Genomic DNA, 17,956 nt, shown 5'->3' on the forward strand with positions numbered 1-17,956 from the left:
AATACGCATATTTACTTACATTTGTTGCAAATACTATTTCTTCTATGTCTGATACTGCACAACTAAAAATTGGTGATAAAACATACGATCTGCCTGTAATAGAGGGTACTGAGGGTGAAAGAGCAATTGATATTTCCAAGCTGCGCGATCAAAGCGGATATGTTACGCTTGATGTTGGTTACAAAAATACAGGGGCCACAAAAAGCGCAATTACGTTTTTAGATGGTGAGGTTGGTATATTAAAATACAGGGGATATCCTATTGAGCAGTTGGCTGAGAACTCAACTTTTATAGAAGTTGCTTACCTGCTTATTTACGGTGATTTACCAACTGCCGACCAGCTTAAATCTTTTGAGCTGGAGATTAGCCGCCATACGCTGGTGCACGAGGATATGAAGAAGTTCTTTGATGGGTTTCCGTCAGGATCACATCCGATGGGGCAATTATCATCACTGATTGGTGCTTTGGCGGCCTTTAATCCGGCCTCATTAAAGCAAGGCTTATCAGCAGAAGAGGTGAACCTGGAGATCATTAAACTGATCGCCAAGATGAGTACCATAGTATCATGGATCTACAAAAAATCTCTGGGCCACCCGGTGATCTACCCTAAAAATAAGTTCGATTACGTTACCAACTTCCTGCACATGACCTTTGGGCAGCGCACCGAAGAGGTGGAGATAGACCCGGTTGTGGTAAGCGCGATGAATAAGCTGCTGATCCTGCATGCAGATCATGAACAGAATTGTTCTACGTCAACTGTACGCATTGTAGGCTCGTCGGATGCTAATTTATATGCCTCTATTTCTGCCGGGATCTCTGCATTATGGGGCCCGCTGCATGGCGGTGCAAACCAGGCAGTGATTGAAATGCTGCAGCAGATAAAAGAAGATGGCGGCGATACGGATAAGTGGATAGCAAAAGCTAAAGACAAGAACGATCCCTTCCGCTTAATGGGTTTTGGTCACCGCGTTTATAAAAACTTCGATCCAAGAGCCAAGATCATTAAAAAAGCTTGCGACGATATTTTAGAGAAATTACACATACAGGACGAAACACTGGAAATTGCTAAAAAGCTGGAAGAAGTTGCCCTGAACGATCCATACTTTGTAGAGCGTAAGCTGTACCCTAACGTGGATTTCTATTCGGGTATTATTTACACTGCGCTGGGCTTCCCTACAGAAATGTTCACCGTGCTGTTTGCCTTAGGCCGCCTGCCCGGATGGATTGCCCAGTGGAAAGAGATGAAGACCAACAAAGAACCTATCGGTCGCCCGCGCCAAATTTATGTGGGTGCTGTTGATAGAGATTATACCGATATCGCAAGCAGATAATGCTTAACAGGTAGCGACGGTTTTAAGACTAGCGCTATAAATCAATTGCAAAAAGCCCGCCATACGCCGGGCTTTTTTTATAACAGCCCATGACTACACGCCAACTACTCAAACAATACTGGGGACATGATGCCTTCCGGCCGATGCAGGAAGAGATCATCGCATCGGTATTGCAGGGGAATGATACCCTGGCCCTGCTACCAACGGGCGGCGGCAAATCGGTTTGTTTCCAGGTGCCTGCATTGGCGCGGGAAGGTATTTGCATTGTGGTTTCGCCGCTCATCGCCCTGATGAAAGACCAGGTGGAGAACCTGAAAGCTAAAGGCATCGATGCCATATCCATTGTATCGGGCATGAGCAAACGGGAGGTGGATCTTGCGCTGGATAATTGTATCTACGGGTATATCAAATTCCTGTACCTGTCCCCCGAACGGTTATTGAGCGATTTGGTACGAGAGCGTATCAAGTATATGAATGTTAATTTGTTTGCGGTAGATGAGGCACACTGCATTTCGCAGTGGGGGTATGATTTCCGGCCGCCGTATCTGCACATTGCCGATTTGCGCGAACTGCATCCCAAAGTACCTGTTTTGGCATTAACCGCAACGGCAACAGCCGAGGTGAGGGAGGACATTCAGCAAAAGTTACTTTTTAAACCCGGTAGTGTTGTTTACCAGCAAAGCTTTGCACGCAGCAATATTAGCTATGTGGTACAAAATACGGAGAATAAGGGCCGCAAACTGCTGGATATTGCTACCGGCATTGCAGGTACCGGTATTGTTTATGTACGCAGCCGGAAGGATACGGTTGAGATTGCCAAATTTTATAACCAAAACGGGATTAAGGCTGATTTTTACCATGCCGGCATAAGTGCCGATGAAAGATCTGAAAAGCAGGAAGCCTGGAAAAACAACCGTATGCGGATAATTGTGGCTACCAATGCCTTCGGGATGGGGATAGATAAAGCCGATGTGCGTTTTGTGATCCATAACGAAATGCCGGATAGCCTGGAGGCTTATTACCAGGAAGCCGGCAGGGGCGGTCGCGATGAGCAAAAGGCCTATGCCATATTGCTGTACAACAGCAGCGATAGGTTACGGAAGGAGAAGATGTTCCTGCAAAACTTCCCTTCTGTAGAAGAGATTAAGCAGGTTTACCATTATTTGGCTAACTACTGCCAGGTGGCCTACGATACCGGCGAAGGGGCAAGCTTTGATTTGGATCTCGGCGAGTTCTGCACCCGCTTTAAGCTTGATGCCATCAAAACGCTGAATGCGCTCAAATTCCTGGAGCAGAATGAATACATCGCCTTTAATGAGAGTGTGTTCCTGCCATCAAGGTTTCAGTTTATGGTACTGAATGAGGAACTGTATAACTTCCAGATCCAGAACCCAGGCTGGGACCCGTTCATCAAAACCCTGCTCAGATCTTACGGCGGGGCGTTTGAAAATTACGTGCGTTTGAAAGAATTTGACCTTGCCCGCCGAACCGGCATGAACGTGCAGCAGGTGATAGAAGGGCTGAACCAATTGCAGGAATTTCGGCTGTTGAATTATCTGCCCCAAACAGATAAGCCGCAGGTAACTTGGATAAAGCCCCGGCAGCACGCCAATAATTTGTATATCAACAAACCTGATATAGAGAACAGGAAGAAGGCCTATCGCCAGAAGATGGAGGCCGTTTTTAATTATGCTGAGCACCGGCGCTGCCGTAGCCAGATATTGCTGGCCTACTTTGATGAGCCCAACGCCGCCAAATGTGGCGTGTGCGATATTTGCCTTGCCGAAAAGCGCCAAAGGAATGCCGCCGAAATAGGGGAGGACATCACCAATGCTTTAGTGCAACTGCTGTTGGTTGAGCATCAAAACCTGGAAGGTTTAATAACCGGGATTAACATCGGTACCGAAAAAGAAAAGATAGCCACCATCCGCACCCTGCTGGATGCCGGTAAAATCAAAACCGACGGCGAAAACTACTACCTATAGCGCGTATTACCCTCTGTTTTTGTTCGCGTTCGCGCTGCGTGCATGTCGCGACCGGCCCGAACAAGCCCGAACAAGCCCGAACAAGCCCGAACACATACCCGAAAGCGCCGCGGCGGGTGTTTTGCGACATGTGTTTTTTTGATTTGACAACTTGCAAAAGTTGTCAGATTTGACGGTGCCCAAGACCTGTTGGCATGTAATAGTTGCAATTGCTATGCAAACTTTTTAAGCTGACCAATCTTGTTTCCGCTTTTTCACCGACTCCAATCTGCCGTTTACCGATATAAATCCGCCGTACATCTATTAGGCCGGATCTGGCTGTAACGTTTCTCGTTTGAGGTCGTCATATGGGTGTATTTAATAAATAGCGAAAACATAATAACACTCATAATCAAAATATTAATCATCATGAAAACTCAAATATTCACCATCGCCACCATCTTCACTTTAGCCTTAGGTACAGTAAGCAGCACCTTCGCCGGCACCAATGATAAAGCCAAAGAAGAAGTAACCACTTTAAACAATGTAAGCCAGATCAGCAGGATCGAGATCCGCGGTAATGTGCAGTTGTTCGTTTCAGACGGCAGCGCCGACCAGGTAAAGGTTTACAATAAATTCTATGCAGAAAATGCAGTAGTAAAAAGCGATAACGGCACATTGAGCATTGCCTCATACGACGCCAGAACTTTAGTAGTTTGGGTAACCGCTGCCGACCTGCGCACCATCAACGCATACGATAATGCAGAAGTTAAATCTTTCGGTAACCTGTCAAAGATCGATCTGGATGTTAACCTGTATAACAATGCATCAGCCAAACTCAACCTGGATGCCTACAAAGCCAGCATTACGGTAAACGACCGGGCTAAAGCCGATGTAAGCGGTACCGTAACCGAGTATAGCGTAACCCGCGACCAGTCGGCCAGTGTTAACGCCAGCACTTTAGCTGCTACTAACAAAACCGAAAAGGTGACCAACAAATTCACCCCGGCTAAAAACGAAGTAGCCACGCTATAAGCATCTACTTTTGCAAAAGTTCAACATATAGTTCACCAGGAGCCATCGCGTAAGCGGTGGCTTTTTTGATTTAAAATCCTGGAATGCGCTTACCAACTTATTATCCTGAAGCACCCCTCGTCGTGCTGAGGCACGAAGCCTCTGTTAACCGATAGGCATCACGCACAATGCAGGGCGTTTAACAGATCCTTCCTTCGTCAGGATGACAATTGGGAAAAAAACAACCTTGTCATGCTGAGGCACGAAGCATCTGTTAACCGATAGGCATCACGCACAATGCAGGGCGTTTAACAGATCCTTCCTTCGTCAGGATGACAATTGGGAAAAAAACAACCTTGTCATGCTGAGGCACGAAGCATCTGTTAACCGATAGGCATCACGCACAATGCAGGGCGTTTAACAGATCCTTCCTTCGTCAGGATGACAATTGGGAAAAAAACAACCTTGTCGTGCTGAGGCACGAAGCATCTGTTAACCGATAGGCAAACTAAGCATGGCGTTTAACAGATGCTTCCTTCGTCAGGATGACAATTGGGAAAAAAACAACCTTGTCATGCTGAGGCACGAAGCATCTGTTAACCGATAGGCATCACGCACAATGCAGGGCGTTTAACAGATCCTTCCTTCGTCAGAATGACAATTGGGAAAAAAACAACCTTGTCATGCTGAGGCACGAAGCATCTGTTAACCGATAGGCAAACTAAGCATGGCGTTTAACAGATGCTTCCTTGCTGAAGCAACCCTTGTCGTGCTGAGGCACGAAGCATCTGTTTAACCGATAGGCAAACTAAGCATGGCGTTTAACAGATGCTTCCTTGCTGAAGCAACCCTTGTCGTGCTGAGGCACGAAGCATCTGTTTAACCGATAGGCAAACGTAAGCATGGCGTTTAACAGATTCTTCCTTCGTCAGAATGACAAATAGTACTTGTAAGGTTCACCAGCTTTCGCTTAAAGAAGCCCCCCGTCGCTGCCGCTTCCCCCGGGATGACAAATTGGTTTCCGCTAAACGCTTATTTTTTTCTCAATTCACCGCCCTCTTTATGCCCTTTACCGATAAAAACAGGCCGTGTATCTATTACACTGGGTTTGGCTGTAACGTTTCCCCGTTGGCTTCGTCTTATCTGTGTATTAAGTTATTAAACAGCATAAGTCATTAAAAATCAAAATATTAATACCATGAAAACAATATTCACAACCATCTTCGCTATCGTAGTATTAGCAGTGGTAAGCAACAATTCAACCTTTGCAGCAACAACTCATAACGGCAAAGAAGTAAGTACAACTTTAACTAATGTAAGCCGCATCAGCAAAATAGAAGTTCACGGAAACGTGGAGCTTTACGTATCAGACGGCAGCGCCGACCAGGTAAAAGTTTACAATCAATACTATGCAGAAAGCGCCCTCGTGCAGAGCCAGAACGGTGTGTTACGCATCTCCTCATATAAAGCAGAAAAATTGGTGGTATGGGTTACCGCTAACGATCTGCGCGCAATTTCAGCATACGACAATGCTACTGTTAAATCATTCGGCAGCCTGTCAAAAATAGAATTTGACATCGATTTAAATAACAACGCAACCGCCCAGTTAAATTTGGATGCTTATAAAACCAGCCTTACTTTAAACGATAACGCAAAAGCAACCTTGAGCGGCAGTGTAAACGAGTACAGCTTACGGTATGCCGACACCGCCAGCATTGTAAACGATAATTTCAGTACTGTAAACGAAACAAAAACCCAAACAAGCCGCAGAAATAATACCGATATTGCCGTTCTTTAATCCATACCATTCTTTGTTAAGATATCACGTAAGCTGTTGCCAAATGCAATAGCTTTTTTATTTTTAGTTTTAGTGTAACTTCATACCGTTAAACCGCGTCAAAAAAAACAAAACCCCATCCCAATGAAAAGGACATATACTCAAATACTTTTACTGGCAGCCGTTTTATCAATTACCCTGTTATCGTCGTCCTGTAAAAGGTTTCGCCGGATCCACGGCTCGGGCAATGCTGCGACAGAAAAGCGCACGGTAGTTGATTTTACCCGCATCGATATCTCCGGAGGTTTTAAAGTAAATATAGTACAGGATAGCTCATCGGTGGTGACCGTATCTGCCGATGATAACCTGCTGAAGTACATCAAAACTAGCGTGGAAGGTGGTAAGCTGCGTTTATATACCAATCGTAACCTGGATAGCCAAACAGAAATGACGGTTACCATAGGCGTAAAAAAACTGGAAGAGATCCACTCGTCAGGAGGGGTGGAGATAGTCTCGAAGGGGAAGATCAACGCGGGCAATTTCAACTTCGATCTTTCCGGTTCAACTCATATTGATATGGATCTGAGCGCAGCCGATGTGCATACCTCCGGCAGCGGCAGCACAGAACTGGTACTAAAAGGGCAGGCGGCATCGCATGATCTGGACATGAGCGGCAGCAGTGATATTGATGCGCTTGATTTTGTGGTCGGTAAATATAATATCGAAACATCAGGTGCCAGCAAATGCAAAATTAATGTACTTAAATCTTTAAGTATTCACAGCAGCGGCTCATCCGAAGTGGTTTACCGGGGTAATCCATCAAACGTCAGCAATGATAAGTCGGGCTCGTCCTCATTAACCAAGATCGACTGATAAGGTGCTGGCCTTGCTGCTATACCTGTTTGGCTTAAACAGGTAAGCAGCAAGTTTGTACCGTTCAAAAACAAATTGCCTTCCCGGTAAATTCAAAATAAATTCATACTTTTGCGCCTCTAAAAAGCTGCCATCCGTTTTGATAATGCGCATGGCAGCTTTAGTATAGTTTTAAAATATCCGGTAAAAAAGATGAATATATCACAGGAAAGAGTTGATGACCTTAACACGGTTGTAAAGATCAATTTAGCCCCGGCTGACTACCAGCCAAGGGTTGAGAAAGTTATTAAAGATCAAGCTAAAAAGGCTAAAATACCAGGGTTCCGCCCCGGGATGGTGCCGTCTGCACATATCAAAAGGATGTATGGCAAAAGCATTTTGGTTGATGAGATTAACAGCATGCTGAGCGATACGCTTAACAAATACCTGGAAGAAGAAAAACTGGAAGTGCTTGGCCAGCCTTTGCCGAAACGCGGCGACGAAAGCAAAGAATATAACTGGGATTTTGCTGACGATTTTGAGTTTAACTACGAAATTGGATTAGCCCCTGAGTTTGCGATTGACTTCACTTCTACCGACAAGCTTACCCAATATGTTATTAAAGTTGACGAAGATACTTTGGCCGAAAGGGTTAAAAATATCCGTCGTGCTTATGGCAAAATGACAAATCCTGACGTATCGGCAGGTGATGACGTTCTTTATTCCGAATTAACACAGCTTTCTCCGGATGGTAGTGTTTTTGAGGATGGCATTAGTAACACGGCATCAGTTCGTTTAGATCAAATAAAAGATGAGGCGATAAAAGCTTCGTTAATAGGTTTAAAAAAGGGTGATGAAGTAACGCTGGATGTTCAGGCAGCTTTTGGTAACGACGCAGCTAAGGTTGCAGGTTTATTAAAAATTGATGAAGAAGCAGCGGCTGATTTGAAATCGAACTTTAAACTGACGGTAAAAAATGTAAACCGTTTGGAAGAAGGCGATTTAAACCAGGAGTTCTTTGACAAATTATTTGGTGAAGGTGTAGTGACTACCGAAGAAGGCTTCAGGGAAAAAATTACCGAGGAGCTGGAAGGTATGATGAAGCAGGATAGCGAACGCAAACTGCAGAACGATATCTACAATTATAGCTTAAGCAAGGTAGATTTTAACCTGCCGGATGAGTTTTTAAAACGCTGGTTGAAAACAACCAACGAAAAACTATCAGACGAAGAGCTGGAAGGTGGTTACAATGATTTTGCAAAAAACCTGAAATGGACACTGATTGCAAACAAGATCGTTAGAGATGGCAACATCGATATTAAATACGATGAGGTTTTTGCCTACGCAAAAGCTAGTTTAGATCAGCAGTTCCGTGCGTACAGCCAGCAATCGCTTCCTGAGGAGCAATTGGCCCAGTACACCGTTCAATACTTGCAAGAGAAAGAAAATGCGAACAAGATTTTTGAAGAAGTTAAAGCCGTAAAGGTTTTTGATTACATCAAAAGCATTATCACGCTCGACAAAAAAGAGATCCTGTTTACAGATTTTAATAAACTGGAAGACTAAGCATAGCGCTCTTTAAAATACCCTTTACCAAAAGCATTTGCCAAAAGCAGGTGCTTTTGGCGTTTAGAGCGCAATTTAAATTCAGAGGAGGCGAAAGGTGCCGGAGCGCGACAGGTATAACGAGCTGTTTTTGTACTTCTTTGCTTCCCGGCACTTCATCCAACTCATAATTATTGAAAAATACAAACGGAGATAATTTTTACTTTACAAAAACTTTATATCACCAAATCTATTCAACTAACAACTATATTTAAGGCCGTTACCAAAAAGCATTAAATTCTATAAAACAAATATCATGAGCAGTAATATCGATAAAAATGAATTCCGTAAATATGCCGTTAAGCATCACCGCTTAAATAGCTTAGCTGTAGATAAATATATAGCAAACATTGACCGCAGCCGCATGCCGAGCGGTATTTATAACCCAACCGGCATGACGCCTTATATCATTGAAGAGCGCCAGATGAACGTTGCCCAGATGGACGTGTTCTCCCGTTTAATGATGGACCGGATTATTTTCCTTGGCGACGCCATTTATGATCAAAACGCGAATATTATACAGGCGCAATTGCTTTTCTTGCAATCGGCAGATGCGAAGCGCGATATCCAGATCTACATCAACTCCCCGGGTGGTTCGGTTTATGCCGGTTTAGGGATCTATGATACCATGCAGTTCATCTCCAACGATGTAGCTACTATTTGTACAGGTATGGCTGCATCAATGGGTGCCGTATTACTGTGCGCAGGTACAGCAGGTAAACGTGCAGCATTACCACATTCAAGGGTGATGATTCACCAGCCATCAGGTGGTGCGCAGGGCCAGCAAAGTGATATCGAGATCACTTACCATGAGATCACTAAGCTGAAAAAAGAACTATACCAGATCATTGCAGATCATAGCGGCGCCTCTTATGAAAAAGTTTGGGAAGCATCAGACCGTGATTACTGGATGATTGCCGATGAAGCCAAGGAATTTGGTATGGTTGATGAAGTATTAAGAGGGAATATTAATAAAACAAAATAACGACTGGTACGTATTTCTTGGTAGCCAAGGGCATTGCATTTAAGGTACAAATTGATTATTTTTGATAAAGGGTAAACAGATGAATAAGAACAGCAAGGAGATCAGATGCTCGTTTTGCGGGGCAGGTAAGCAGGACTCACTGATGCTGATAGCGGGGTTGGATGCGCATATATGTGATAAGTGCGTTAACCAGGCTAATGAGATACTGGCAGAAGAGCTTAAAGTGCGTAAAGTAAAAGCTTCTCCGGCCACGCCGTCTGTATTGAAGCCTTACGAGATTAAAACCCATTTGGACCAATACATTATTGGGCAGGACGACGCAAAGAAGGTATTGGCTGTATCGGTTTACAACCATTACAAGCGTTTAAACCAAAGGGTTGATAAGGATGAGGTAGAGATAGAAAAATCAAACATCATTATGGTGGGTGAAACCGGTACAGGTAAAACCCTGCTGGCTAAAACCCTTGCTAAGATTCTTAACGTACCTTTTTGTATTTGTGATGCTACGGTTTTAACCGAAGCTGGCTATGTAGGCGAGGATGTTGAAAGCATCCTGACCCGGTTATTGCAAAGTGCAGATTACGATGTGGCCACCGCAGAACGTGGTATTGTATATATTGATGAGGTGGATAAAATTGCCCGTAAAAGCGATAATGCCTCCATTACCCGTGATGTAAGCGGTGAAGGCGTACAACAGGCATTGTTAAAGATCCTGGAGGGCACTATGGTAAATGTACCGCCACAAGGCGGTCGCAAGCATCCCGACCAGAAAATGATCACCGTGAACACGAGTAATATCCTGTTTATTTGCGGCGGAGCGTTTGACGGCATCGACAGAAAGATTGCTAACAGGCTGCGTACACAAACGGTTGGTTACAAAATGAAACGGGATGACAGCGAAGTAGATATGAAAAATCTATACAAGTACATCACTCCGCAGGATCTGAAATCATTCGGTTTGATCCCGGAACTGATCGGTCGTTTGCCGGTGCTTACTTATTTGAACCCATTGGATAGGGACGCCTTGCACAATATCCTTACCGAACCTAAAAACTCGTTATTGAAACAATACAAAAAACTGTTTGAGTATGAAGGCGTGAAACTTGAGTTCGACGTAGATGTGCTGGACTTTATTGTTGATAAGGCGATGGAGTTTAAATTAGGTGCACGTGGCCTGCGTTCGATATGTGAAGCCATCATGATCGATGCGATGTTTGAGTTTCCGTCTAAGAAAGATGTAAAGCGATTAAACGTCACTTTGGACTATGCAATAGAGAAATTTGAGAAATCTGATCTTAAAAAGTTAAAGGTAGCTTAACAATAAATTCGCTTTAAATAGCTATATTTGTATAACAAAACCCGCAGCCCTGGCCATAATCCGCCGGGGTTTGCTGTATAAAAAGGTTTTTAAACGCCCCCAACGGAATTCGCCAATGGGATAAATATTAGGAGAACTCAAAAAATGAACGAACAACTAGATGTAAAGAAAGAGGAAACATCAAAAGACGCCAAAAAAGTTAAAGAAGTACAATCGCCCGTAAAGTCCGGGTTAAAAACCAAAGATGCCATTGTTGCCAACTGGCTGCCGCGCTATACCGGCCGCCCGCTTGATGGGTTTGGCAAATACATTATCCTCACCAATTTTTCCAAATACCTGCAGCTGTTTTCCGAATGGCATGATAACGCACCCATTATGGGCCTGGATAAGCCGATGCAAAGCGTTACTGCTAACGGTATCACCATTATCAATTTTGGTATGGGCAGCTCGGTTGCAGCTACAGTAATGGATCTTTTAACAGCCATTCACCCGGAAGCCGTTATATTCCTCGGCAAATGCGGAGGCTTGAAAAAGAAGAATAACGTAGGTGACCTTATCCTGCCTATAGCGGCTATCCGCGGCGAAGGTACATCAAACGATTACCTGCCTGCTGAAGTGCCTGCATTGCCGTCCTTTGCCCTGCAGAAAGCCATCTCTACCACCATTCGTGATTATGGACGCGATTACTGGACCGGCACCTGCTATACCACCAACCGCCGCGTTTGGGAGCATGATAAAGACTTTAAAAAGTATTTAAAAGACCTCCGCGCCATGGCTATCGATATGGAAACCGCCACAATTTTTACAACGGGCTTCGCCAACAAGATCCCAACCGGCGCATTGCTGCTGGTATCAGATCAGCCGATGATCCCGGAAGGTGTAAAAACTGCCGAAAGTGATTCATCCGTTACCGAACAATATGTAGAAACCCACCTGCGTGTAGGGATCGAATCATTGAAACAACTGATCAATGGAGGTTTAACGGTGAAGCATTTGAAGTTTTAAAATAAGCCGTCATCCCGAATTTATTTCGGGACCCCACAGGACAGGTTGCCGGTAGGCCGTTTACCTGTCCTGTGGGATGCTGAAACAAGTTCCGCATGACGCCGTTGGTGAAACTAATTTCCAACCACCACCTTCTTCATCCCTTCCCTGCCATAAAACACGGGGAAATACATCATCTCCGCCTTAGCCGGGTTTAGGTTGTAGTTACCGCTATAACGTGGCATCAGGTTTACGGTGAAAGCGTATTTGCCTTGCTTTAGCTTGCGGCAAAAGATGCTCACTTTTTCTTTCAAGAATTCGCGGTGTACCTCGTTGTTATCCCATTGCTGGTCCTTGTTTTCGTAAGAACAACCGGCTGGGATAGGAATCTCTATCATTACAAAATCGGCATCTGCACGGGCAGTAACCTCGGCTTTTAGCTCCACGGTTTCGCCGCCTTTCAGCGTATTCACCTGTAATCCCTTTTTCTCGAAGCGGGTATCCACCGTGAAGTCTTTGCTTACCTTTTCCGGCGTGCCGTTCCAGAATTGCTGGTAACCGGTAATGTAAATAGGCAGGCTGCCGGTTTTACTTAGCGTAATGTTATTGTCTTTAAGCGTAGTGGTGTAAGGAAAAGTAGTTATCGTTGCTTTGGATGCCCCGTTAATAGTAAGCGTAGCAGGTTTGATTTGCCCGTAGTTTTGCAGCAGATCGGGCAAAATGGTTTCCAGGATCAGTGCCGACTCATAGGTGTTGCGCCATTCGCCCTTTTTACGCTGCTCCAAAAAGTAGCCGCGGATCTTGGCCAGCACTGCCGGGTGTTTGCCTTCATTTTTAAGAATTTTGTAAGCAAGCACACTCAGCTGAACGGAGTTATCAAAGAAACGATAATTATCCTCGCCCCAGTAAACATTGCCAAACATGGTGGCTTTACTGATGGTAAGCAAACTGTCCGTTTTAACGGTGAAGCCGATTTCCTGCTTTAAAAGCAACAGGCGGAAGCGGTTGTAGTCCGCCAGATCGCGCACCTTTCTACTGTTGTATTCTTTCGCAATTACGCCAAGGTATTTCTCATAATTGGCCTTAGCGCCGAGTTTGTACAGTAATTGCAGGCACACCAGTTTATCCTCACTGTGGTAGCTTTCCATTTGATAGATCAGGTAGTCTGTTAATTTCTGGCTATCAATCTGCACGGTGTATCCCATACTTTTGGCATCCAGCAACGCTTCCACAGCATGCAGGCTGATCCAAAGCTCTTCGTTGGAATCTTTCCACCATCCCCAGGTACCGGTGCTTCTGCGGTTAGCCTGTAGTTTTTTAATAACATCCAATAGGTTCTTTTCATAATTAAAAGTTTCGTCCAGGAAACTTTTGATCCGTTTTTCAGAGAGCAGACCTTTCAATTTAGAAGCCAGCTGTTCGTTACAGAGATATTTGTAATCCCGCAGTTTGCGGGCTTCTTCAGCCAGTGCGGGCAGGGCAGAGGCCTCGGCACGGAAAGTTACCGGCCCCATTGAAGGGTCGAATTTTAGGCTGAGGGTGGTGTCCCTATCCAGCGCAGCGAAAATGCCTTTGGTTTCCTGCACGCCCGGTTTAATTACCGGGATCTTGCGCCGCTCGCCGTCGTAATAACCGTTGTCGCGTATTATGCTGTACTCAAACTCCAGGCTGTCGGTAGCAGAAGCTGTAATATTTAGTGTGTCAATCTTTGCGTTGCTAATGTTGAGATTACCTTGCTTCAGTATCTTGCCATTGTAGCTGAAAATGCGGTTTACCTTTACAGGGGTGGCGTTATAATTCATTACTTTACCTATCAAATTCATCTCATCGCCCACCACAGCAAACTGCGGGGCAATAAAATTGGCACTTAACGGCTTAAATGATTTTATCTGTTTTTCGGAAAAGCCACTTTGCCGGTTGCCGTTTATACCGATAACGAAAGTGCGCCAGTTGGTAATATCATCAGGGAAAACGCTGGTAAAGCTGGTTTTGCCATTTTCGTCGGTAGTGAGCTTGGGCTGCCAGTAAGCGTAATCCGCAAAGTTTTTGCGGATGCTATGCACACCTGCGCCAACGGTGGTATCGGCAGCAGTAGCGGCTGTTTCTTTAGTTTTGCCTTTGGTACTGATCAATATAACGCCATTAGCTGCTATCGACCCATAAAGCGCCGTTGCGGCAGCAGCTTTTAGTACGCTAATCTCGCCAATCATATCCGGACTGATGCCCTTCAGATCGGCCACAATTTCCCCGTCTATCACATAAAGCGGTTTCTGATTGCCTGGCGATGCGTTTCCTCTGATCCTGATTTCCATACCTGCACCTGGTGCCCCTTCGGTAATGGAAACGCCGGCCATCTGGCCCTGCAGCAAATTTTGAATAGTGACTGTACTCACCGAGCTTGTCATGTCTTTCTTCCTGGTTGTGCCATAACCTACCACAACAACCTCATTCAAAGATTTGTAACTGGCAAAAAGGTTGATTTGAAGCGGTTGCCCAATTACAGCATCTATCTCCTTTGTAATAAAGCCGATATAGGTAATAATAAGCTTAGCGTTAGTTGGCGATTTTATCCGGAAGTTTCCGTGAATATCTGTTTGCGTGCCTATTGATGTGCCCTTAACGCGGATATTTACGCCAACAAGGGGTTCCTTACCATCTTTGTCCGTTACTTTCCCGGTAATTAGTTGATCAAAAGCTGCTTTATCCAGGTATTTATCGTTGAACGCCTCTTTTAATTTTAGCTGGTCATTTTCAATCTGGTAATCGTAATTATTATAGGTATTGGAGCTCCGGTTACTGATTATATTGCCTGCAGTTATACTTACCGCATCTTTTGAATGTGCCGGGCGTACCTGGAATTGATAGTGATTAATGCCATTTGTTCTCACTTCGATATTTTCTTTTACATCGTACGCGTCTCCTTTTAATAGAAAAAATAGCCGGTATTTTCCTGCGGAGAGGCTGCCAAAATCTGTGGTGTTGCCAGGGTAAATGCGGAGGTAATCCGGGTCGTCGTAACGGTAAATTAGTACATTTTTAATGAGCGTATATTTTTCATTTTTCACCATTAACTGCTCGTAAACCAACTGCCCGGTTTTGCCTGATTTGACTGGTGGATTATTAAACAGCTGCTGACTGTAGCTGCGTATATTCAGATAATCCTGCCAGATGCTGTCGGCCATGCGGTTGGTGAGTACCTGTTGCCGGTAATTGGTACCGCCTGTTGCTCCCGGCAAATACCGGCTGAACGGGTAGGGAGTGCCAATACTTTTTTGTCTGATTAGTCCCGGTTCAAAGAGGAAGGAGTATCCCGGTTCAGCGTTAAAGAATTGCTGCCCTCGTCCTTTATGGTCAAATATGGTGAAGTTGGTGCTGAGCGGGCCCGTAAGAATGGTTTTATTTGCCACTCCGTAGGGGTTAAGAAAAAAGGTGCGGTCCTCTTGCAGGATGAGCGATTTCTTTTGGTCGAAGTTATTGACCACCGTGATCATGTATCGGTTGATCAGGTCGGCCTCATATTTACTGAGCGAATCTTTCATCTTTACCGCATGCAGCAAGTCAGCATTGATGCTCATGATGAGTTTGCGCCCTTTATTTACCCGCACAGTATCCAGTGTCAGCAACAATGTATCCAGCCGGAATTTAAGCGTATGTAAACCCGGACTAACTTTAAAACTATAAGGGTTAAGTTGTTGCGCCTGGCTAAAGTATACCGGCTTTTCGTCAATAAATAGGATATGTACCGGCAGGATATTACCGTTCTTCACGATAAAAGGTGCTACCTGTGTTATGCTGTCTAAAGCCGGTTCTTCAATTTTGAATAGGGTGGCAGGGTGCGTAAATTTAAAATAGGTAATACTATCCAGCCCCATTTCCCGGTTCCACCGTGCCCAGTTTAATTTCAACATGCCCCTGCCATCTATATCTTCCAAGCGGAACAAATTCAGCACCGCAGCATTTTTATAGCCTTTGCCAAGATAGGGGATATAGGGTACGTTGTAGGCAAATTTTTTGGTGAGTGCCCATGCGGTGAGGTCGGCATTGGCAACGGGCTTTCCTGCTGCATCTGTTACTACAATATCGGTTGTTACCTGCTGCCCGGGATAAACGGTAACGGGTTGCTTTACGTTGAGGTTGAGTATGTCTTTCCTGTAAATTACACTCGCCTCTTCCTTTTTAACCTGCCCGGCCCAAACGTAGTTTACCGTAAAAGTAACGGGCTTGCTGCTCTTGTAGGCGCGCTTATAGGCAATGGTTTTGCCCTTTCCGCCATCTATGAGTGCGCCGCCGGAAAACACCGAATAAAAGAGCGGCAGCTTACGCGGATTATTGATGCTGATGAAAACAGAGTCGGCAGTGCGTTCACCGGATAAGGATATGTTACTTTCAAATTCCTTTAGTGATACATCAATGTCGGTACTATCGGTGGCAATATGATATTCAGCAGCACTAGGGTTGATTAGGATGGAGCCCGGCAGCGTTATCTTAGTTTTAGATAGTGCGTCACCTTCTGCATTTAAAACACTTACAAACGCCTGAGTTACCATAGATTTCCCAAATTCCTCGTGTTTTATTTTTAAGGTATCGTTTACTATCTCTGTTAAAATATTAAACCGCCTGTAAATGAATTTCTCGTAGAGGTGTTCAGTCTGTTCTTCGTTATTGGAGTTTAAAAACTGCGCTTCTATGTCATAGGCCACCCCGGCCTTCGGGAAAATAGAATCCGGGATCACAACTTTTGTTTCCCCAATGGCATCCAGCGTTATTTTATGCAGCCACAGCGTATCGGGAATAAATGCATGGTTCGTTTTGTAATCATTTACCCGGCTGGTGATCAGTTTTAAATTAACACGGCCATCGGCTACCGGCAAGTCATTCTCGTCGGTAGCTTTTAAGTATATCGCCAAAGGGCTGCCCGGCCAGTGTTCTTTTTTGTCGGCCCGCATGGCAAACTTTACAGATTTAAGTTCGTACTCCTCATATTTAAAGTTACCCGTGAGCATTACTTTTTTATTGTCGGTTTGTTCGTCATCATCGTCGTCGTCATCCTTTTTTGGCTTGGCCTTCTTATCGATCTCTGATAATTCTATCGTGTAGTCATCGTCAAGGTCTAAATCGAGGCTGTCGGTTAATAAAAAGCTGTATTCAAAGCCACCCTGTCGGTAGGCAGTTACTATACCTAAAGTTTTTTTACTGCTATAGGTGCCCACTTTAACGAGCAATTGTTTTTGCGCAACCGGCTTTTTATCGCGATGATTCAGGATAAAAGCTTTGAATTTTACGGTATCGCGCGGCTTATAAACCGGCTTATTAAAAACCATAAAACCGGTATAGGCACTCTGCGGGTAATGATTGCGCTTCCTGAACAGATTTTTTAAGGAAGACCAGCGTCTTTTCAGCCAGGTTGGGTGGTAGTAACTATAGTTATTGCGCCCTTGGTCGGCTACAGAAAAGAAGTTGCTTACTCCGGCATAATCCACCCTCAGGATATTGTTTGCTTTAGCCCGCTTAAAATACCAGGTGGCGCTTTGATCATCAAAGGATACTGCTTTGCTATTTAGCGTCACTACCGCTTTACTAATGTATTGCCCCTGTTTATCGGCAAGCGTAAAACGATGTTCGCGCTGGGTGACGAACATTTTTAAGTACGCCGAATGATTCTCCAGCAATGTATACTTCAGGGAATTTTGTTCGGCGTACACCTTTACATAGTTGCCCTCCGGTAGGATATTCTTCCAATAGCCATCCGTTTTAAACGAATCTACCGGTGTGTGCAAAGCGACGTCGGAGAAAGATTTCCCGGCCGATTGATAATACTTCAGTACATCCGCATCGTTGAGTTGATATACATAAGTATAATAGCTGCTTTGCCGGCTCTTACTGAGCAGATTTTGAGCGGTGGCATTGCCGGATGCAAGCGATAACAGGCATAAAGCAGTAAATAATTTGGTAATTGATGGCGGCATAACGGGGTTATTGTGGGTTGGCTGGTCCCTGTGGTTAATTTTTGTTGGTATTATTATTTAACAGGAAGATGCAGCAGTAAATGATTTTCCATAAAAAAATATCATTTTAAAAAAGGTAATTTTGCGTCCTAACCTGTTTTATCGATAGGTTTGGTAGATT

Annotated in this window: 10 protein-coding genes; 9 read left to right on the plus strand and 1 reads right to left on the minus strand. The window is 44.6% G+C overall.

Going from position 1 to position 17,956, the window contains the following annotated elements; genetic code table 11:
• Positions 1-44: 44 nt before the first annotated feature.
• From gltA to A0256_12200, 9 genes are all read left to right on the plus strand, one after another.
• Entirely contained in the window at positions 45-1,331 is a 1,287-nt protein-coding gene (gene gltA, locus A0256_12160; GenBank protein AMR32122.1) for a citrate (Si)-synthase, read from the plus strand.
• 89 nt (positions 1,332-1,420) lie between these two features.
• Positions 1,421-3,316 (plus strand): recombinase RecQ, encoded by a 1,896-nt coding sequence (locus A0256_12165; protein AMR32123.1) that lies wholly within the window; start codon positions 1,421-1,423, stop codon positions 3,314-3,316.
• Positions 3,317-3,724: 408 nt separating this feature from the next.
• Positions 3,725-4,330 carry a hypothetical protein gene (locus tag A0256_12170; protein AMR32124.1) on the plus strand — a complete coding sequence of 202 codons (606 nt, stop codon included), beginning with the start codon at positions 3,725-3,727 and terminating at the stop codon, positions 4,328-4,330.
• 1,177 nt (positions 4,331-5,507) lie between these two features.
• The gene (locus tag A0256_12175; GenBank protein AMR32125.1) at positions 5,508-6,107 is read left to right on the plus strand and encodes a hypothetical protein; all 600 of its coding nucleotides are present in this window, start codon (positions 5,508-5,510) and stop codon (positions 6,105-6,107) included.
• A gap of 123 nt (positions 6,108-6,230) precedes the next feature.
• Positions 6,231-6,959: a hypothetical protein gene (locus tag A0256_12180; GenBank protein AMR32126.1), complete on the plus strand. Its 729-nt coding sequence runs from the start codon at positions 6,231-6,233 to the stop codon at positions 6,957-6,959.
• 192 nt (positions 6,960-7,151) lie between these two features.
• Complete coding sequence (locus tag A0256_12185; GenBank protein AMR32127.1) at positions 7,152-8,504, plus strand: trigger factor; 1,353 nt, start codon at positions 7,152-7,154, stop codon at positions 8,502-8,504.
• 295 nt (positions 8,505-8,799) lie between these two features.
• Positions 8,800-9,528, plus strand: coding sequence for an ATP-dependent Clp protease proteolytic subunit (locus tag A0256_12190; GenBank protein ID AMR32128.1), 729 nt, complete (start codon positions 8,800-8,802; stop codon positions 9,526-9,528).
• A 79-nt stretch (positions 9,529-9,607) separates the two neighbouring features.
• On the plus strand, positions 9,608-10,846 hold the full coding sequence (locus A0256_12195) for an ATP-dependent Clp protease ATP-binding subunit ClpX (GenBank protein ID AMR32129.1): 1,239 nt from the start codon (positions 9,608-9,610) through the stop codon (positions 10,844-10,846).
• Positions 10,847-10,990: 144 nt separating this feature from the next.
• Entirely contained in the window at positions 10,991-11,851 is an 861-nt protein-coding gene (locus A0256_12200) for an AMP nucleosidase (GenBank protein AMR32130.1), read from the plus strand.
• Between the two features lie 113 nt (positions 11,852-11,964).
• Here A0256_12200 and A0256_12205 read toward each other — a convergent pair whose 3' ends face one another.
• Positions 11,965-17,796 (minus strand): hypothetical protein, encoded by a 5,832-nt coding sequence (locus tag A0256_12205; protein ID AMR32131.1) that lies wholly within the window; start codon positions 17,794-17,796, stop codon positions 11,965-11,967.
• Positions 17,797-17,956 lie beyond the last annotated feature (160 nt).

The sequence above is a fragment of the Mucilaginibacter sp. PAMC 26640 genome, from assembly GCA_001596135.1.
Classification (GTDB): Bacteria; Bacteroidota; Bacteroidia; order Sphingobacteriales; family Sphingobacteriaceae; genus Mucilaginibacter.